The sequence below is a fragment of the Nonomuraea sp. NPDC050451 genome (assembly GCF_044458585.1).
Genome location: NZ_JBITHZ010000004.1, coordinates 186,115 through 204,833, shown reverse-complemented (window position 1 = coordinate 204,833; position 18,719 = coordinate 186,115). Strand labels below are relative to the sequence as shown.

At 66.5% G+C, this 18,719-nt stretch carries 18 protein-coding genes and 2 pseudogenes; 9 read left to right on the top strand and 11 right to left on the bottom strand.

Annotated elements, in window-relative coordinates:
• Window positions 1-14: 14 nt before the first annotated feature.
• The 3 genes from dapA to ACIBI9_RS15985 all read right to left on the bottom strand — a co-directional run bounded on the left by dapA (window position 15) and on the right by ACIBI9_RS15985 (window position 2,524).
• Window positions 15-932, bottom strand: a complete 918-nt coding sequence (gene dapA / locus ACIBI9_RS15995) for a 4-hydroxy-tetrahydrodipicolinate synthase (protein WP_397222808.1) — start codon at window positions 930-932, stop codon at window positions 15-17.
• Between the two features lie 450 nt (window positions 933-1,382).
• Window positions 1,383-1,598 carry a hypothetical protein gene (locus ACIBI9_RS15990; RefSeq protein ID WP_397222807.1) on the bottom strand — a complete coding sequence of 72 codons (216 nt, stop codon included), beginning with the start codon at window positions 1,596-1,598 and terminating at the stop codon, window positions 1,383-1,385.
• Between the two features lie 482 nt (window positions 1,599-2,080).
• The gene (locus ACIBI9_RS15985) at window positions 2,081-2,524 is read right to left on the bottom strand and encodes a GNAT family N-acetyltransferase (RefSeq protein ID WP_397222805.1); all 444 of its coding nucleotides are present in this window, start codon (window positions 2,522-2,524) and stop codon (window positions 2,081-2,083) included.
• Between the two features lie 1,316 nt (window positions 2,525-3,840).
• Here ACIBI9_RS15985 and ACIBI9_RS15980 point away from each other — a divergent pair.
• Entirely contained in the window at window positions 3,841-4,557 is a 717-nt protein-coding gene (locus tag ACIBI9_RS15980; RefSeq protein ID WP_397222804.1) for a GntR family transcriptional regulator, read from the top strand.
• A gap of 825 nt (window positions 4,558-5,382) precedes the next feature.
• Here the strand turns inward: ACIBI9_RS15980 and ACIBI9_RS15975 are convergent.
• Complete coding sequence (locus ACIBI9_RS15975; protein ID WP_397222803.1) at window positions 5,383-5,667, bottom strand: hypothetical protein; 285 nt, start codon at window positions 5,665-5,667, stop codon at window positions 5,383-5,385.
• Between the two features lie 31 nt (window positions 5,668-5,698).
• Window positions 5,699-6,271: an alcohol dehydrogenase catalytic domain-containing protein gene (locus ACIBI9_RS15970; RefSeq protein WP_397222802.1), complete on the bottom strand. Its 573-nt coding sequence runs from the start codon at window positions 6,269-6,271 to the stop codon at window positions 5,699-5,701.
• A 436-nt stretch (window positions 6,272-6,707) separates the two neighbouring features.
• Between ACIBI9_RS15970 and ACIBI9_RS15965 the strand changes: the two genes are divergently transcribed.
• The gene (locus ACIBI9_RS15965; RefSeq protein ID WP_397222801.1) at window positions 6,708-6,962 is read left to right on the top strand and encodes a TetR-like C-terminal domain-containing protein; all 255 of its coding nucleotides are present in this window, start codon (window positions 6,708-6,710) and stop codon (window positions 6,960-6,962) included.
• Window positions 6,963-7,060: 98 nt separating this feature from the next.
• Window positions 7,061-7,717 (top strand): DNA repair protein RadC, encoded by a 657-nt coding sequence (radC, locus tag ACIBI9_RS15960; protein WP_397222800.1) that lies wholly within the window; start codon window positions 7,061-7,063, stop codon window positions 7,715-7,717.
• Window positions 7,718-8,302: 585 nt separating this feature from the next.
• Here radC and ACIBI9_RS15955 read toward each other — a convergent pair.
• Window positions 8,303-9,076: a transposase family protein gene (locus tag ACIBI9_RS15955; protein WP_397222799.1), complete on the bottom strand. Its 774-nt coding sequence runs from the start codon at window positions 9,074-9,076 to the stop codon at window positions 8,303-8,305.
• 619 nt (window positions 9,077-9,695) lie between these two features.
• A pseudogene (locus ACIBI9_RS15950) lies at window positions 9,696-11,336 on the bottom strand (ISAzo13 family transposase); the annotation flags it as partial.
• A 47-nt stretch (window positions 11,337-11,383) separates the two neighbouring features.
• Here ACIBI9_RS15950 and ACIBI9_RS15945 point away from each other — a divergent pair.
• A pseudogene (locus ACIBI9_RS15945) lies at window positions 11,384-11,863 on the top strand (transposase); the annotation flags it as partial.
• A gap of 132 nt (window positions 11,864-11,995) precedes the next feature.
• Here the strand turns inward: ACIBI9_RS15945 and ACIBI9_RS15940 are convergent.
• A complete protein-coding gene (locus ACIBI9_RS15940; RefSeq protein ID WP_397222798.1) occupies window positions 11,996-12,295 on the bottom strand; it encodes a hypothetical protein in 300 nt (99 codons plus the stop codon).
• Between the two features lie 110 nt (window positions 12,296-12,405).
• Here ACIBI9_RS15940 and ACIBI9_RS15935 point away from each other — a divergent pair, with 110 nt between their 5' ends.
• The 4 genes from ACIBI9_RS15935 to ACIBI9_RS15920 all read left to right on the top strand — a co-directional run bounded on the left by ACIBI9_RS15935 (window position 12,406) and on the right by ACIBI9_RS15920 (window position 14,910).
• A complete protein-coding gene (locus tag ACIBI9_RS15935; RefSeq protein ID WP_397222797.1) occupies window positions 12,406-12,882 on the top strand; it encodes a GntR family transcriptional regulator in 477 nt (158 codons plus the stop codon).
• 41 nt (window positions 12,883-12,923) lie between these two features.
• On the top strand, window positions 12,924-13,415 hold the full coding sequence (locus ACIBI9_RS15930) for a GntR family transcriptional regulator (protein WP_397222795.1): 492 nt from the start codon (window positions 12,924-12,926) through the stop codon (window positions 13,413-13,415).
• Window positions 13,416-13,910: 495 nt separating this feature from the next.
• A complete protein-coding gene (locus ACIBI9_RS15925; protein WP_397222794.1) occupies window positions 13,911-14,399 on the top strand; it encodes a GntR family transcriptional regulator in 489 nt (162 codons plus the stop codon).
• Window positions 14,400-14,439: 40 nt separating this feature from the next.
• Entirely contained in the window at window positions 14,440-14,910 is a 471-nt protein-coding gene (locus ACIBI9_RS15920; protein WP_397222793.1) for a GntR family transcriptional regulator, read from the top strand.
• On the opposite strand, the gene ACIBI9_RS15915 is transcribed toward ACIBI9_RS15920, so the two are convergent.
• From ACIBI9_RS15915 to ACIBI9_RS15905, 3 genes are read right to left on the bottom strand one after another with little or no spacing between them, the layout of a single operon-like run.
• Window positions 14,874-15,302, bottom strand: coding sequence for an ASCH domain-containing protein (locus ACIBI9_RS15915; RefSeq protein ID WP_397222792.1), 429 nt, complete (start codon window positions 15,300-15,302; stop codon window positions 14,874-14,876). The two genes, ACIBI9_RS15920 and ACIBI9_RS15915, sit on opposite strands and share 37 nt — an antisense overlap.
• Window positions 15,303-15,312: 10 nt before the next feature.
• Window positions 15,313-16,335 carry a hypothetical protein gene (locus ACIBI9_RS15910; protein ID WP_397222791.1) on the bottom strand — a complete coding sequence of 341 codons (1,023 nt, stop codon included), beginning with the start codon at window positions 16,333-16,335 and terminating at the stop codon, window positions 15,313-15,315.
• Between the two features lie 46 nt (window positions 16,336-16,381).
• The gene (locus tag ACIBI9_RS15905; protein ID WP_397222790.1) at window positions 16,382-17,305 is read right to left on the bottom strand and encodes a DMT family transporter; all 924 of its coding nucleotides are present in this window, start codon (window positions 17,303-17,305) and stop codon (window positions 16,382-16,384) included.
• Between ACIBI9_RS15905 and ACIBI9_RS15900 the strand changes: the two genes are divergently transcribed.
• Entirely contained in the window at window positions 17,304-18,710 is a 1,407-nt protein-coding gene (locus tag ACIBI9_RS15900) for a PLP-dependent aminotransferase family protein (RefSeq protein ID WP_397222789.1), read from the top strand. The two genes, ACIBI9_RS15905 and ACIBI9_RS15900, sit on opposite strands and share 2 nt — an antisense overlap.
• Window positions 18,711-18,719: the final 9 nt, after the last annotated feature.

Here is an 18,719-nt window from a genome sequence, read left to right as displayed (position 1 = left end):
GTTCCTCCCCGTTCCTATGCGTCTGTCAACTTCACCCCGCCGGCTACCAGGCAAGCACGCAGCTCGGCGATTTGCGTCTCTGTCGCGTCCACGAGCGGCAGCCGTACCGGACCCACCGGTACGCCCACCATGCTCAGTGCCGCCTTTGCCATGATCGCGCCACCCGCGCGCAGCATGATCCCGTCTACCACAGGGGTCACCTGGCTGTGTACAGCCAGAGCCTGGGCGACCTCGCCGTTCTTGTGCAGATGGATCATGCGCGCCAAATCGGCGCCCACCACATGCCCGACGACGCTGACGAACCCGGCCGCCCCCAGGGAGAGCCAGGCCAGGTTGAGCAGATCGTCGCCGGAGTAGAAGGCCAGATCGGTCGCGCTCATCACCTGGCTGGCGGCAAACAGATCACCCTTGGCGTCCTTGACGGCCACGATGCGTTCGTGCTGCGCCAGCCTCAGCAGAGTCTCGGTCTTGATCGGGACGCCACTGCGTCCCGGAATGTCGTACAGCATCACCGGAAGGTCGGTCGCGTCCGCGACGGCGGTGAAGTGCTGGTACAGCCCCTCCTGAGGAGGCTTGTTGTAGTAAGGCGTCACCAGGAGCAGGCCGTGCGCACCCGCACGTGCCGCCTGCTTCGCGAGCTCGACACTGTGACGGGTGTCGTTGGTACCCGCTCCTGCAACCACAGTCGCGCGATCGCCAACCGCATCGAGGACAGCGCTGACGATGCGGTGCTTCTCCTCGTCCGAGGTGGTGGGCGACTCACCAGTCGTCCCGTTGACGATCAAGCCGTCGTTGCGCTGCTCGTCCACCAGATAGGTGGCAAGACGTCGCACGGCCACATAATCGACCTCGCCGTCAGGAGTGAACGGCGTGACCATGGCGGTCAGCATGCGGCCGAAGGGCGCGTCTGTGGTTCCAGTTGGCGATGCCATAGTGCGAACGCTACCTGGATTCAGAAATCCATTGGACGCCGCCACCCCGCTTTGCCTGCCTGGAGCCGCTTTTTGCCCCCTTTCGCGGGCATCTCAGAGGCTTCCCTGACGTCGACAACCATCTCACCTAGCCCCGGAACCCGCTCCACTGATCGCCAGGTCACAGCGACCGCACCCACCAAGCAGCACAGGGCACTGTACCTGGCCAGCACGCCCGTATGGCGGCCAGGCGTGGTTCCAGACCTGGCTGCAGCATCCAAAGACCTATCAGGCCTCAAAGAGCGCTACGTCTGACCGTCGCAGCCGAAGGCGTCGGGCTACCAGACCTTCCCTCCATCCTTCCGTCGGGGTTACGTCCCCGGTCCTCCGTCCGCCGTCCCCCGTCCTCCCCGTCACTGCGGCCACCACCGTGATCGTGCGTCATCCCCGTCACCGCGGCCACCACCGTGATCATGAGTCATCCCCGTGACCACCGTCACCACCGTGACAAGTGACCACGGTGACCACCCTGACCACCGTGACGCCGTCACCACCGTCACGCTTCACCACCATGACCGCCATCACCGCCATCACCACCATGACCGCCATCACCACCATGACCGCCATCACCACCATGACCGCCATCACCACCATGACCGCCATCACCACCATGACCGCCATCACCACCGTGACCGCTCCGTCACCACCGTGACCGCCGTCGGCCTGCTGTCACAAGCTGGCCGACTTCACCACATCACTCGGGTGAGCAGCGTCCCCCGTCACCCTTGCCAGCCTGCGCGCATAGCGTGGAGCACCGGACCGCCGCTGCCGATAGCAGTACCGGCCAACAACTCATCCCTCCGCAGCCAAAGCACCCGTCAGGCCGCACAGCGTGCCGCATCCTGCCGTCGCACCGCCACCAGGCCGCGACGGGCGAACAGGTGGCCGTTACGTCCGCAGCACCGGCCCGCCTAATGGCCGCCCGCTGCAGTGACCCTGGCACGCCGAGGCCTGCGGTCCTTGCCCGACGGGGCCGCGGGTGGGCAGTCGTGACGGGCTTCCCCGCCTTACGGACATCCCAAAGGAGCGCAGCGGCGGTCACGCTCCTCCAACTTGCGAGGGTGGGCCCGACTGCGCACGGATGCCCCGGTCGCGTCGGGAAGCTTCTACTACGACAGTTCGATCTGGTATCTGATGAAACCTCGATTCTCAGCCACCTTGTCGTACAAGCTGCGTGCTGTCGCGTTCGACTCGTGCGTGTTCCAGTACACGCGGGAGCAGCCGCGTTCCCGGGCCCAATCGGTCACGGCTTCGATCAACGCGCGAGCCACGCCTCTACCTCGGGCGTTTGGAGCGGTGAACAGGTCCTGCAGGTAGCAGACGTCGGTGTCAGGCGCCGAGGTGTTCGCGTGGGTGAAGAAGTGTGTGATGCCGACGAGCCTGCCGTCCAGCCGCGCACCGAAGGCGTGCAGACGAGTGTCCGCCTGAAACTCCTGCCATGCACGGTCGTACATCTTGTCCGGTTCGACGCGCCGATAGAAGTCGATGTACGCGCGGAACAAGTCCTCCCAGACATCCCGATCGGATGGAAGGAGCTTGCCTATGTCGATCATGAAGGTTCCTCTTGCTTGGACATCTCCCAGGAGCACAGGTCAGCTGTAGCTTGGCGCGGTGGTACGAGATACGTCCTGGAGAGTGATTGATGTCGGAGTCAGTGCCACCAACTTAGGGAAAAGTGGTCCAGTGAGGTACGACCACTCCGCGGTGATATCAGAAGACCACTTGCGCCTGACGGTTGGTCGCCACGTGCCCTGGCGTGAGCGGCGGTGCGCGGAAGGCATATCGAGCAGCAGTGCACCCCGTCGCACGCCGCGAACAGCAACGTCCCCGCCGCACACCTCGAACGGCAGCACCACCCGTCGCATGCCCGAACAGTAATGCTCCAGCCGCGCACCCCGAACGGCAGCGCATCCATCGCACGGAGCGAAAGGCTGCAGCGCTACAGGCCCGAACGGCGAGGCGCCTGTTGCGCGCTCCGGAGGTCAAAGCGTCTATGTGCGTCCCGCACGGCAACGCATCCAGCCGCATTTCAAGCGCACGCCGCTATCACGCCACCTTCAAGGCAGCGTCGCCATCCAGGCGCCACACCGTCTAGGCCGGCCTCAAGCAGGCAACGCAGCCACCGCGCCTGCAAAGCCCATATCGACCGCAAGCCTCGTATGGCGGCTCGCCGACCAGACAGCTCACCAGCTACTACCTCACCAACAAAGCCGCCTCAACCGGGCATCGTATCCACCGTGAGCCTCGACAGACCGCCACCGTATGCCCCACAACACAGCCGGCCAACCAGCGTCGCCCCAGCCACCGCCTCACCAAACAAGGCCGCCTCAACCAGGCACCCCAGCCGTTGCGTCTCCAAGCCCACCCACGCGGGCTCAAACGGCTACGCAACCGAGTCGACAGCGCACCCGCCGCTCGTTTGGAAGACCCGCGCCATCGCGCTCCGGACGAGGTAACGTGCGGGCAGGCGTCTCGCCGGGTCAGGATCGTTCGAGGGGCGGCGCACTCACCGCGCTTCCGAGGTCTACGCCCATCGCGGGTCTCGACCGGCAGGGCGCCAGCCGGACGATGCGGGTGCATCCAGAAGACCAGGTAAGCAGCCATGTTCGGCCAGGTCACACGCTGGTCAGGGCGCTGCCGAAGCCTCAGGTGCGCGAATTGGAAGAGGTCGCCGATATGTGCTCGGGGGTACACACATCGACGACCTCTACCGGAGAATCGGACCGTCTTACACCGGCGTTACAGGGTTTCTCCGATAATTTTCTGCCATCGCAAAGTTGGGGCTCCAACGGCCATCGATGACGGTCGGTTACCTGCCGAATACGGCAACATGGGGCAACGCCTCACACGAACCCCCAGGGATGGACTAGTGGCCACCTCAGATCCGGTCTACCTGCGTGTCGTCGAAGACATTCGGCGGCAGATCACCGACGGCACCCTTCCCCCCGGCGCGCCGATCCCATCACGAGCGCAGCTGACCCGTAAATATCAGGTCGGAGAGACCGCCGCCCGGCACGCGCTACGCGTGCTCGCGGGCGAAGGCCTCATCATCGGCCGCGTGGGCTCGGGCCATTACGTCAGAGAACGCCCCGATCTGACCTCGCTCTACCGATGGCGCTTTCTTGATCATCCGGCTCCGTTCGCGGCCGACCTTCAGTCACAGGGCAGACGCGTGACATGGGACTGGCACAGCGAACCAACCGAAGCAGGCCCCGACATCGCCAAACGCCTGCGCCTCAGCGAGTCGACCACGCTGACCAGAACGCACTTCATCTTTCGCGGCGAGGGCAAACCGCTGCAGCTGGCCACGTCGTACGAGCCGCTGGAGTTCACCCCCCACTCCGAGGAGGAGCGGCGGAGCCTGGTCGCGAGGATGTACGCGCACGGCATAAAGATCACCGAAGTCGTCGAGAGCGTGCACACCCGGGTTCCGCGCCCCGCGGAGAGCGACGCGCTCGATCTGGCGGCGGGCGTCCACGTGCTGCACATCGAACGCACCCACTGGGCAGGTGACCGTCCCGTCGAGACGAGCGACATCGTCGTTCCAGGCGACCGGTTCAGAGTCACGTACAGCATGCCCGTCTGATCTCTCGGACACGGGCGTCTCCGGGCGAAGCCCCTTCTCGCCCGGAGCCCCTCAGTCGGCGTATGGCGGCGATGGCATCCTTTCGGCGGCCGGGGCCGGCTTCGACGGCGCGGCAAGCCTCCGCAAGGCTCTCCAGCGGGTCAATCCGGTCTACGATCGGGCGTTTCTTCCCCTGATCTACGAATTCTGCGAGCGCTGCGGGAGCGGGCCGTCATCAGGCGTACACGCCGGGCCCTCGGCAGCGCGAACGTCATCCCGTCCGCAGACGTGGTCATCCGGCCTCCGCGATCGAGCAGGTGGTGGCACGCGGCCGGCGAACCGCCGTAGGCGTCGAGAACCCCATCGAACTCCTCGTCGGGCTTGCCACGAGCCGCATAGTCGATCACGTGGGCGGCGGCCCCAGATCGCGGCAGAGCTGCGCGTTCAAGGCGCTGGTGGTGCGCTTGGCACCCATGGCCCGGCCGAGTTGGAGCGCGATGCCGCCCACACCCCGCCGCCCCATGGCCTAGCCATGTTGGAGCGCGATGCCGCCCACACCCCGCCGCGTTGGAGCGCGAGGCTGCCCACACCCTGCCGGCCCCAACGACGACGAGCAGGTCGTCGCCAGGCCGCAGGTGTGCGTTGTTGCGAAGCGTCCGCAGGGCGGTGACGCCAATGTTGCGCCAGGCGGCGCCAGCCGAGACGAGGCGCTTACCTGGCTCGAGAGCAGCTCGCCGCCGAGGGGCGCGCGGCTGGCCGAGGCTCCGTTCATCGAGCAGAAGTTGGAGTCGATCTCCCGCAAGCTGGCTGTCAAAGGCGTGGCGGTGAGGTAGCCCGCTGCGGGGGCTATACGGCTCCATCGATATCCCCAGGAAGCTCCACAGCCGCTGCCCGAGCGCCACAGGCGATCATTCCTTGACCAAGCGCCGCCACCCAGCGAAGTCCATCCCCGAACTTTCGCCCCGCCCGCTTCACGCTGTAGCCGCTGAGCAGGCGCCCTCCAGGCTGGATCGCCCTGGCCGCCGCGATCAATAGTTCGCCCCTGAGCGCCAGGTTGATGACCGCGTCGACGTTACCCGGATGACGGCGCAGTTTCTCCTCGGCGACATCGGCCACGAGATAGTCGATCAAGCTCCCTGCTCCGAGCTTGCGGACATAACTTTCATCCCCGCCGGCTGCGGTCGCGATGGCCTCCATCCACCCGGCCAGTATCGGCACCACGACGCTGCCGATGCCCCCCGCCCGCGGCGATCAGCTGCCGATGCCCCCGCCTGCGGCGATCATCAGCACCCTCGCCCGGCTCGAACTCGTCGGCCTCGACCACCGGGAGCCCGGTCATCCCCATGCTGGGCAGCGCCGGCGCCATCTTGGGGCACAGCGCGTCAGGCCGTTTGGCCAGGTAGTCACCGACGGTGACGACCGCGTACTCGGCCATCGCCCCCCGAAGCGACCGCGGCGATTCCCACGTTCTCCGCGTACGACGGCGGGGCGCCGAACCCGAACACCTCGAAGCCGTCCACATCGGGCCGGGCGTCGTCATGGTTCCGGCGAAGTCGGTGCCCGGAATGTGCGGGAAGTCCAACGGCACCAGGTCGCGCACGGTGCCATCGGCCAGCAGCAGGTCGGCCGGGTTGATCGCGGCTGCGCGCGCCCGTACCTGGAGCTGCACGGGGCCCGGCTCAGGGACGGGATGGTCGTCGATGGGGAAAACTGGCGGGCCGTACTGCTTGGCCACGAGCGCTCTCTGGTCATCCTCTGCGAGACAATGTGTCTCACATCCAGCCATATTGTCCGGGCCTCATGCTGCTGACGCCGCCGGTGGGCTGGCCAGTCGTAGTTTTGGGGCAAATGTATCGACCTGGACAAGGAGCGGGATTTGCCTTAGTCAGCCGACAACGTCCGGGGCCGCCGTGCACGAAAGCTGCTACAGGACGCGCTGGTCGAGCTCATCGAGGAACGCGGGTTCGAGCGCCTCACCGGGGGCGAGATCACCGAACGAGCCGTGGTGAGCCGCGCCGTTTTTATCGGAATTATCGCGATAAGTATCACCTCGTGGAGCAAATCTTCGACGAGGCCATGGAGGCACCGCTGGGCAGCATGGGCGATGATGACGAGCGGTCCCGATCGAGCACTGGGCCGCGTTCTTTGCACATGTCGCCGAATATCGGCGTTTGTACGGCGCATTGCTCGGCAAGAAAGGCAGCCCGTGGTTCGCGGCGAAGATGCAGTCCTCGCTCTCGAACATGGTCGCCCAGCACCTGGCCCCGCTCCCCACGTCGGACGGCCTGGTGGCGACGCTGACGGGCGGGATGTTCGTGCAGGCGATCACGTGGTGGCTGGAGAACGGGCGACCGATGTCACCGTACGAGATGCCCAGCAAAAGTGCCTTCGCCTTGATCGCCGAGGCCGACCGCGCGCCGGGCTGACACATTTCCCTCATCCGGCGACGGATGCTGGATTCCCGGCAAAAGTGCAGGTCAGAGATTGTCGGTGCGCGCTGATACAACGGTCGCGGAGGTTGCCGATGCGAGTCAAAGACCTGTCCAAGAGCGACCGGCCACGCGAACGGCTCATGGCCAGCGGCGCCGCCGCGCTGGCGGACCGTGAACTGCTGGCCGTGCTGCTCGGCTCGGGATTTCGTGGGTCGAGTGCCCTGGATCTGGCCAGCCAGGTGATCAAGCACTGCGGAGATCTCGATGGCCTCCGCCGTTCGGACCCGCATCGGTTACTCGCCGTGCCCGGAGTGGGCCCCGCCAAGGCCGCGCGAGTCGCCGCGGCCTTCCATCTCGTACGCCGCGCGGATGCGTGGCCGGAGCGCGAACGGATCACCAGCACATCCGACCTCGCCAACCACTGCGCCCCACTGCTCCGCGGACGCAAGCAGGAGCGGCTCGTCCTGGTCGTGTGCGATACCCGTGGCAGGGTGCTGAAGCATTCGGTCCTGACCGAAGGCGCATCCGACCATACGGTGGTGCCGATCCGAGAGGTGATCACGGAGGTGCTCACCGCGAGCGGGGCCATGTTCGGCCTCGCCCACAACCACCCGGCCGGCTCGCTCGAACCGAGCGCCTCCGACCTCGAGGCCACGGCGCAACTCGTCCGAGCTGCCGAGACAGTGGGGCTACGGCTCCTCGACCACCTGATCATCACGGACGCCGCCTGGCGGCGAATCCCTACATAAATCGATTCCTCTAGGGACCATGAACCCACCGAACACCAAAGGGAATCATCCTGTGTATAGCGCCGAACTGCAGTTTTCCAAGTGACGGCCATGAGAATCTAATACCGCGGGTAGGCCGTTACGGACGTCAGCCGGCCATTACTCGCCGTGGCATGGTCCCTTGCCTCCGGAGGGCTCGGGGCCATGCCTGTCACTCGCACCGATCCCAGGCGAAGCCCGGGCGCTCTTCGGCGGGCGTTCGGGCAGGCGCGTCGCCTGGGATTGCAAGGTGCGCCCCCGATGGCACCTGCGTGTGCCATCACCTAGGGTGTCCGGTTCGCGCGCTCGGCGGCCAAAGCGCGAACCGGACACCTGTCCATCTTCACCACGCCCGCGGCAAGCGATGAGAGCCCTGTCCGCAGGGCGTGCCGCGATGGGAAACCCGCATTTACGACCTGGCCGCCGATAGCGGCCGGGTCAACGTCGGCATTGACCACGACACCCGCCGCATTCGCCGTGGAGTCCATCCGCCGCTGACGGAACGGCACCGGACGGGGCATCTACCCGGATGTAAGACCCCCACCGATCACTGAATGCTTTTCATCCTCACGCTGCCTGCCCAACTCGGTGATTCTGAAGGACAGCGATGGCCTTGCACAGGTGGCCGGCCTTGCTGGGGCTGCAGCGTAGCTTGCGGAGGATCTTCCAGCTCTTCAGCTGGGCGTTCACTCGTTCACCGGGGCCGCGAAGGCGGGCCTGGGAGCGGTTGGCCTGCTTCTGGGACTCGGGCTTGTTCTTGCCCTTGTACGGGGTGACGACCGGACCTTCGGCCCCTTGATAGGCCTTATCTGCCAGGGTGATGATCCCCGCCTCCGCCAGCGCGCGCAGGATGCCCCAGATGCGGGCGGCGCTCAGGTCGTGCGCCCCGCCGGGAAGCGCTCCGGAGGTCCACCGGATCGTCCCGTTCGGGGAGGCGATGACCTGGACGTTCATGCCGTGCACGCGGTGCTTGCCGGAGAAGTACGGACGGTCGGCGGCGATCCGATCACTGCGGATCAGCGTGCCGTCCAGCACCAGGTAGTGCAACCTATCCCGCTTCGCCTGGCGCAGCGCTTGGCCGAGCTTGGGCGAGCGGGCCGACAGCAACATCACGGTCTCCTCCACATACCGCCACGCGGTCGCCGTCGATACTCCGAACCCGGCCCCGAGCTCGGTGAACGTCTCGCCCTTGCGCAGGTAGACCAGCACCAGCAGGGCCTGCCGGCCGGGGTTGAGTCGCCGCCAGATCGACCCGATGGCCTTACGGTGCCGCCGGATGACTCCGGCGACGTAGTTCAGGGTCTGATGCCACAAATCGACGGCGGCACGATAGAAAAGCATCGGAGGCCCCTGGGTGTGACGGATCCGGTTGTGGTGATCAATCCATCTACCAGGGGTTTCTTGCGTCGTCAGGCGAACACCCAGGCTCGCGATCATGCTGTGACCAGCAACCCGCCGCCAGGGGGATGCAAAAGCCTCACTGCGGATGACTCCACGGATATCGCACCCGAGCATGGAAAGCCGAACTCGCCGCCCAGCCCGCCATTTCCTCACAAAATATCCAAATAGAACCATATCGAGCACCGGTTGTTCCGCCACACCGCGATGAACTGCCGCCGACAAACCGCTCACCAGCCACGAAGTCATCGTGCGAAGCATCCCACCACGACCGGGCTGAGCATGGTCGGCCAGCACCTGCCGGGTGCAAACTTTCCGCTGGTAAAGGATGGTCACGAGGACGCGTTCAGCGTCGGTGATCTTCTGTTGGAAGACGCCACCTCGGGCTCCGGGAAGGCGTCCGCTGGTAGCGGTGCCGTTCGAGCTGGGCGGACTGGAGAGGAGCTAGCCGTTCGATCACCTGCCGCAGCTCCTGGCGGCTCATGCCGGTCAGGCAGGGATCGGACAGGGTGTGGGGGACCTGCGGCCGGCTGGGCGTAGTGCCGGAGTTCCGGAAGTTCAACAACGCCTTGGCAGTGGTGAAGCGGAGCGTCGTCGGCTTGATGGCGCGGCCCTGTTCGTCCAGGAGCTTGCGGGTCTCGGCGACGGCGTGTCCGATCGAATTCGGGTTGACCTCGAGTAACTCCGACAAGATCTTCTGAGAGCAGATCTGCCGCAGATAGACGACGGTGATCAGGACTTGGTCGGCGTGTGACAGCAGTGGGCGGATGCCGGCGCCTTTGGCGCGGCGGCGTCGGCCGCCGCGCTGTTGGTAGGTGCGTTGTTCGGTCTGGGCAGCCTGCGCGGGAGCCAGCCGTTCAGCCAGCTCGTCGAGGTGTTGGCGGGTCATGCCCGTCAGCGCCGGGTCGGTCAGGATCCCCAGGGCGTGGGCCCGGGTGAGTGCGGGATCGTCGGTGACGGCGTCCTGGCCGGTGGGTGTCTGGCTGTGAGGGTGGATGGTGTAGTTCCACTTCCCGCGGGCCGAGTGGGGCTCGATCGGCAGTGCCGCCAAGCGAGCCTTGCTGACCGAGATACCCAGTGGATACTCGCCGGTGTCGAGCTCAGCCTCGACGCGCAGTCCGGTGCGGGTCCGGGTGGAGGTGATGGTCTTCACGACGACCTCGTGGCTGGTCAGCGGCCTGCCGCGCCAGTTGAGGGTGATGTGGGAGAACAGTCGGTGCTCGATCTTGTTCCACTTCGATGTGCCCGGCGGGAAGTGACATACGGTGATGTCCAGGCCCGTCTCGGCGGCCAGCGTGGCCAGTTCGGCCTTCCACGCCCGGGTGCGATAGCCGTTGGAGCCGCCGGCGTCCGCGGTGATCAGCAGCCTGGTCGCGTCCAGGTAGTCGGTCCGGCCGCGAGCATGCCACCAGCGGCGGATCGACGCCACCGCGAACGCGGAAGTGTCGTGGTCAATACCGACGTTGACCCAGCCGGTGTCGGCGATGATGTCGTAGATCCCGTACGGGATGGCCTGCGCGACGTCCGGGCCGGTGAAGAAGAAGCTGTGGTCTTCCACCCGAACCGGGTCGCCCTTGGGGCGCCACTCCCGCCCGGCGTTGGGCAGCCGCCCCAGTTGCTCGCGCTTCTTGGTGTCGACGCTGATCACCGGCTCTCCGGCCGTCTGGTGGTCTTTGACCTGCTGGTTGATGTATCGGAACTGTGCGTCCCGGTCCGGATGCTGCTCGCCCTCCAGGGTCTTGGCGTTGCCCTGCAGGCTGAACCCGTTGTCGCGCAGCAACCGGCCAACCGTCGGCAGCGACACCGGATGCCCTTGGCGGGTCAGTTCCTCCGCCAGATTGCGCAGCGACTTGGTCGTCCACCGCAGGGGCGACTCCGGATCGCCGCGCTCGTCCGGCTCGACCAGCGCCAGCAGTGCGAGCACCACTCTCGGGTCCAGGTGCTCGACGCTCTTGCGCCCTCCACCAGTGCGCCGGATCCGGCGGCCAGGGAGCGGGTCGGCGCCGTCTTCCAGTTCGAACACGCCCTTGCGGACAGTGGTTTCGCTGACCCCGGCGATCTGGGCCACGGCCCGCACCCCGCCGTGCCCCAGCAGCCGGGCCTCGCTCGCCAGCATCAGCCGTCGCTGACGCTCGTTCAGATGAGGCAGCAGAACCTCGAACTTCAAACAAAGCTGGTCGCGGACGTTGCTTGAGATGGCCATACCATCCCAACGAGCCCAAGATCACAAAGCGACGCCTTATTTCTTGGCGGCTTCACTACCTGCGAAATTTGCTGACTGTGGTCCCTCGTTCTGCGCAGCCGTTCGTGGCCACGCTGGTGCGCACCATCTTCGACCAGCCCGACGCTGCCTCGGTGCGCGCCCAGCACACCTGGGTCCTGGCCGCCTTGGAGGCCAGGCACCCGGCCGCCGCTGAGCATCTGGACGCCGCCCGTGAGGACCTGCTCGCCTTCGCCGTCTTCCCGCGCGAGATCTGGCCTCAGATCTGGTCCAATAATCCGCAGGAACGACTGAACAAGGAGATCCGCCGCCGCACCGACGTGGTCGGCATCTTCCCCGACCGGCCCGCCATCATCCGCCTGATCGGCGCGGTGCTGGCCGAGCAGACCGACGAATGGGTCGAAGCCCGCCGCTACATGGGCCTGGACGTCCTGGCCAAGGCTCGTGTCCGGGTGATCCCTGGCGACACACCAACCCAGAGCCCGATCCCGCAGACACTTACCGCTTAACCTGCATAAACAGGATCACACGAAGATCGATTCATACACCACGTCCGTGGACGTGACCGAGCCTTCCGCCGGATCCGGCTGAACAAGACCAACCCGGCCTGCTCATCATCTGATAGAACGTGACATTTGCGATCAAATGGCAGTCCCGTCCAACAAGCGGGCCCAAATAGCCAGGATCGCTGCGTGAGTGGTCCAGACACTTTCGTCGATCACCACCTTCTGACCACTGCGACGAGTCCTGCGGATGAAGTACAGGCCGCCGCTCTGGCACAGCTCGTAGAACGTCGGCTTGCAAGCGCACGTGTAGTCCCGGACTCGCACCCGTGCGGGGTGCGGCAATGCGGGATCCCATCTGATGACCATGTGGTCGGGCTGCGGGTCCGCGACATGAACCGCGATCTCACAGCAGGGCCAGTCGAGGGGCTTGGGCATGGGTGAACCATACGTCTGGTCGTCTCCTCTTGTCTAGCAGGTAGGGGTGCTCTGTCTAAACGGACAGAACGATATGGGAGGGCTTGCACCTGTTGGTCTAAGTTGCAGGCGTGCTCGACTACGACGGGGACACCCACATCTACCTCCAGATCGCCGAGATCCTCCGGCAACGAGTCTCCGGCCTCGCGTCCGGACACCCGGTGCCGAGCGAGGCGGACATTCAGCAGGAGTTCGGCGTCGCCAGGACCACTGCCAGGCGGGCGGTGCACGTACTTCGCGAAGAAGGGCTCATCTACACCGTCCAGGGCGAAGGGACCTTTGTCGGCGGGCCGGACGAAGCGCCTCGTAAGCAGCGGAAAGTCCCTCTGTACCAGCAGATCGCGACGGACATCGCGGAGCAGATCAAGGAAGGACGTTTCTTGCCGCGGCGCCCCATACCGGGTGAGTCGGCACTGGTGGAGCAGTACGACGTAGCCCGGGAGACCGTGCGGCGCGCCATGGCGCTCCTGCGGGAGCAAGGGTGGATCTACACGGTTGCGCAGCGAGGCAGTTACGTGTCGCCGAAGGAGTCGTGGCCCCAGGCCTGACTGTGCTCGCCTGCTTGTATCCAGACGTCTACGCTGTGGGCATGCTCGACCGCGACGGGCCGGTCCCGATCTACGTACAGATTGCCGACGCGATCCAAGAGCAGATCGTCGGCGGGCGGTTGAGAGCCGGCGAGGCCGTGCCGAGCGAGGCGGCGTTGGAGGCGAGGTTCGGCATCGCGCGATCGACCGCACGTAGCGTGGTTCGGGAGCTGCGCGAGCGTCGCCTCGTCCACACCGTTCAAGGCGAGGGCACTTTTGTCGGGCCTGTCGGCATTCCTCGGATCAGGCCGAAGAGGGCTCTCTACCTGGACATCGCTCATGAGATCGCTGCGAAAATCAGGCGCGGCAAGCTCCGGCCGAACTGCTCGATATCGAGCGATACGACCTTGATGCTGCGGCACGGGGTTGCCAAGGTCACGGTCCGGAAGGCCATTGCTCATCTCAGGGAGCAGGGATGGGTGTTCACCGTCCCTTACAGAGGGACTTATGTGAATGAGCCTGAAAAGTGGCCCACGCACGAGAGCGCCCGATAGCCCCACCGTGCTGCCTTGTACCCAAATGCGCCTTGCGTCCCACTGCGGCTGGGGTGAGTGCGGCGCCTCACGGGGAGAAGAAGGTCGCCGGGGGCGTGTTGCGGGCGGAATGGGGCAGGGCCACGTTGCCGCAAGGTCACGTTGCGGCTGGATCCGGTGAGCGATGTAGGGGACGGGCTTATGCGACGGCGGCCGAGGGAAGGAATCTTCACCGCAGTTGCCTACCGGGCCAGCGGGTGTTTCCGCTGCCAGCGCGTCGCGGGTGGCCGGCTGAGTTGCTTCGATTGGAAGAAGGCCCGGGTCGCCGGTTTTCTGTCGCTGGGTGACAACGTGGTGCGGGGCACCACGGCTTCACGGACGGATGCGCCGATGAGCCTCCCGGATAGCCGTCGGTTCTCGCGTCATGCTGGGTGCGTATGTTTTGAGCACGTATCCACCCTTCCATTAGACGTTTTCCTTGTGCAGGTCTGTACGGTTTCGTCTACGATCCGTACCGTGTTAGATCGCGAAGGGCCCGTGCCTATCTACAAGCAGGTCGCTGACCTCGTGCGCGATCAGATCGAGCGGGGTGAACTCAAAGCCGGCGACCCGGTGCCCAGCGAGGCGACGCTCGAGAAGGATTACGACATCGCGCGCACCACGGCCCGCCGGGTGGCTCGCGAACTGCGGGAGCAGGGGCTGGCGCACACCATTCAGGGCGAAGGGACGTTCGTCGGCCGCCCGGGGACGCCGCGGTCACCGAGGAAGGTGCCGCTGTATCAGCAGATCTCCACGGAGGTCTCCCTGCGTATCATCCGTGGCGAGATCTCGCCGAACCGTGCTATTCCCGGTGAGAAAGTGATGATGCGGCAATACGGCGTCGCCAAGGTGACGGTACGGCAGGCGGTCGCGCATCTCCGGGAGCAGGGATGGGTGTTCACCGTCCCTTATAGGGGCACTTTTGTGAATGAGCCGGAAAAGTGGCCCAGGAATAGGGATTCTTAATCGCCCTCCCTATCTCAGGCTGCTTGTATATCATTGAGACGTGCTGGATCGCTCGGGTGACACGTACCTCTATCTTCAGATCAGCGAAGTCCTCAAGTCACGCATAACCGGCGAACTCTCCCCAGGCGATCTCGTGATCAGCGAGGCGGGGATCCAGCGGGAGTTCCGGGTGGCCCGGACCACGGCGCGCCGGGCGATTCGGGTGCTGCGAAATCAGGGGCTGGTCCACACTCGTCAAGGCGAGGGCACATTCGTCAGTTCCCCCGGCGAGGGCGCCGAGCAGGTTCCGCTCTACCGGCAGATCGCCGAGGAGCTCACGAACCGCATCAAGGCCGGCGAGCTCGCCGCGCACCGGCCGCTGCCGCGCGAGGTGACGCTGGTGCGCCACTACGGCGCCGCGCGCGAGACCGTACGGCGTGCCATAGCGCTGCTGCGGGAGCAGGGATGGGTGTTCACCGTCCCGCACCGCGGCAGTTACGTGTCGCCCGAGGAGCGCCGGCCCACTTCCTGATTCACGACGCGATACCGGAGGCACACCACCATGGTCGAGTCGTCCACCTCGTACCCCTCGCCCTTCCAGTAGCGGCGATGAGCCTCGCGCCAGTGCTCCACCGAGCGGAAGCCCTCGCCTTCGGCCTGGGCGAACTCCCAGGTGACTGCCGCGAACGGGGTCAGCTCCACCCGCGTTATCTCTATCTCGGCCACCCGCGTACCCGAGTCGCCCACGAGGACCAGGCGCTCGCCGACGTGCTCCACCTCCTCACCCTCGGCGTGGTAGTCGAGGGGCAGCAGGCCGGCCGTGGCCGTTTTCTCGCCCGCCAGCGTCAGGTCGGTCAGCTCGGTACGGAGCGCGCCGGGCGTGCCCAACTCCAGAACTCTGAGTCCGTCGATGCGTGGCCACATAGGACGCATATTAGAAGACCGGGATAATGTCCTCCGGATCGATGATGTCCACCTCCACGCCTTCCAGGTCCAGCTCGGGAATGGCGGGGAAGGCGATGCCCCAGCGTTCCACGATCGCGCGGATCCTGGCCATGGCCACGCGCCAGTTCTCCGCCTGTTCCTCGTACGACAGCACCCCCAGGCCCGCCTGCCTGGCGTGGTCCATGAGAACGCGGTGGTTGGGCAGGAAGTACGGCGGCAGGTCCCAGAAACCCCCGGGCGGCTCCCAGAGAATCATGCTGAGGAACACGAAGCCCGCTCTGAGCTGGCGGGTGATGAGGGTACGGGTCTCGTCGGTGAGCCCCGGCCATTCGTTCTCAAGAATGGTCATGCAGATTTGGAGATGGCGGGACTCGTCCCTGCCTATTCGCTGGAACATCTCGCTGAAGACCGGATGCTGAGTGCCCGACGACATTCCTCTGAACAGCGTCGAGGCGGCCATTTCCCCCATCATGAAGCTGGTGAAGAGGACGGGGAGCGAATATTTGCCGACGGCGGAGGTGTAGCCGTTCCAGTAGCGGCCGCCGTTGTGGTAGAGCCAGCCGATGTTGTTGTGGGCGGCCCTTTCGAGGTCGTCCGACGGGGTCCAGTCGAGCGGGCCGCCGGGCCACAGTTTGGCGATGGTGCGCTGGCAGCATTCCTCGTGGTTCATCTCGTCCCGGGTGATCGAGAAGAAACACTTCCTGACCGGGTCCTCTTCGTGCTTCTCGAAGGCCTGGATCGTGGCGCGGGCGAACACCGCCGGCCCCGACGCGTCGAAGTTCGCCAGGACCGCGAACCAGTACATGATTCCCAGCCGCTGTTCTCGGGTGAAGTCGTCCGGGTCCAGGCCGTCCCAGGGCAGGTCGGCCGGGTTCCAGACCACGCGCTTGGACTTTTCGTAGATCGCGGCGAGTTTCTCGGTCTCTACCCGCCATTCCATGGGATAGATGTTGGGCTGCGGGATCTCCGGCGCGGGCCAGAAGCCGCCCTCTGGGATCGTGAGGTCCGCCATTGTTGTGACACCTCCTCTCCCATCCTGCGGGGCGGCGTCACGCCTTTCAAGTACGGGCACGCTGAGTGATGGCCACGCACACGAGCACGGCCAGCGCGGCCGCCACCGTGGCCGGGCCGAACCGCTCCCCCATCAGGAACCAGGCCCAGACCAGGGTGAGGAGCGGCTGGGTGAGCTGGGTCTGCCCGGCCCTGGCGATGCCGCCCCTCGCCAGGCCCGCGTACCAGGGGATGAAGCCTAGGAACATCGAGATCAGCGACACGTACGCGAAGCCCGCTATCGCGTGGGGGGTCGGGGTGATCGGGGTGAGGAGGGCCAGCCCCACGGTCAGGGGGACGGTGAGAGGGAGGGAGAGGACGAGGGTGTGGGAGATGACCTGCCAGCCCGGCGTCCGTCTGGACAGCCGGCCGCCCTCCGTGTAGCCGATCGCGGCCGACAGCAGCGCGCCCACCAGGAGCAGATCGGGCCAGGTGGGCATGCCCTGGTTCTGGGTGAGGGTGAAGGCCGTGATGGCCAGGGCGCCCGCCGCGCAGGCCGCCCAGAAGAGGGGGCGGGGGCGTTCCGCCGCCCTGAGGACGGCGCAGGCTGCGGTGGCGGCCGGGAGGAGGGCTATCACGACGGCGGCGTGCGACGTGCTGGCGCCCAGGGCCAGGGCCAGGCCGCTGAAGACGGGGAAACCGAAGACCACACCCAGCGAGATGAGGGCGTACGCCGGCCAATCACGCCTTTGCGGAATTATGGGGATTTTTGCAAATTTAAGGCAGGCAAGCGCGATAAATCCGGCTACGCCTGCTCGGCCGATCGCCACCAGCCACGGATGGAAGCCCTCCATGGCGTACACGGTGGCGGGGAAGGAGCCGGAGAAGGCCAGAACGCCCAGGAAGGCCAGGGCGGTGCCCTGTGCGGCGCGGTCCACGACCGGAGGGAGTGCTACTCCGCCAGGAGCAGTAGCGCTATTCTGTCTCTTCATGGACAACGATAGCAGTATCGCCCAGATCGCCGCGATACTGCGCGAAGAGGCCGGCCGGGTGGGACCCGGTGCGCGGCTGCCGTCCAGCCGGGAGATCATGCGGCGGCACAACGTCTCCCCCGTCACCGTGTCCAGGGCCATCGGACAGCTGGCCGCCGAGGGCAGGGTGGTCGCCCGGCCCGGCAGCGGGGTGTTCGTGACCCCGCAGGTGACCGCCGCGCAGGAGGCGGTCGATCTCTCGTGGCAGACCGTGGCGCTCGGGGACCGGGTGGTCGACGAGGAGCCCGTGGCGACGCTGCTGGGGGCGGCGGCCGAAGGGGTGGTGCCCCTCACCGGCGGGTATCTGCCGGCGGGCCTGCGTCCGGACAAGCAGCTGGGGGCCGCGGCGGCGCGGGCCGTGCGCAGGCCGGACGCGTGGGCCATGCCGCCCCTGGCGGGGCTTCAGGAGCTGCGCAGGTGGTTCGCGAGGCAGACCGGGGGCGACCTGACCGCGGCCGACGCGCTGATCGTGAGCGGGGGGCAGGCGGCGCTCACTCATGCGTTCCGGGCGCTGGCGGCTCCGGGCACGCCGGTGCTGGTCGAGACGCCCAGCTACCCGGGCGCGCTCGCGGCGGCCAGGGCGGCCGGGCTGCGGCCCACAGCCGTGCCCGTCGACCGGGACGGCGTACGTCCCGAGCTGCTGGCCGAGGCGTTCGCCGTCACGGGGGCAAGGGTGTTCTTCTGCCAGCCCACCCTGCAGAACCCGACGGGGGCCACCCTGCCGGTGGAGCGCAGGGAGCAGGTGTTGCAGGTGGCCAGGGCGGCGGGGGCGTTCGTGGTCGAGGACGACTTCGCGCGTTACCTGACCGAGCAGGCGCCCGCGTCCCTGGCCTCCATGGACCAGCACGGCACCGTCGTCCACGTGAGATCGCTGACGAAGATCCTGTCGCCGAGCCTGCGGGTGGCGGCCGTGATCGCCAGGGGGCCCGCCGCGCACCGGCTGCGGGCGAGCCAGCTCGTGGAGTCGTTCTTCGTGGCCAGGCCGCTGCAGGAGACGGCGCTGGAGTTCGTGGGGTCGCCGGCCTGGCCGCGGCATCTGGCGACGGTGCACAGCGAGATCAGGACCAGGCGCGACGCCCTCGCGGCCGCGCTCGCCACCCACCTGCCGGGGGCGGAGGTGCATCTGCTGCCCATCGGCGGGATGCACCTGTGGGTGCGCCTGCCCGCCGAGGTCGACGAGAACGCGCTGGTCGAGGCCGCCAGGCGGAACGGCGCGCTGGTGAGTCCCGGCAGGCTGTACTACCCCTCGGAGCCGCCGGGGCCGAGGATCCGGGTCACGCACATCGCCGCCGCCCATCTGGCCGAGTTGCATGAGGGGGTACGGCGACTCGCCCGGGCGTTGGCTGAGGTGACACGAACCGGCTGAGGAAGCTCT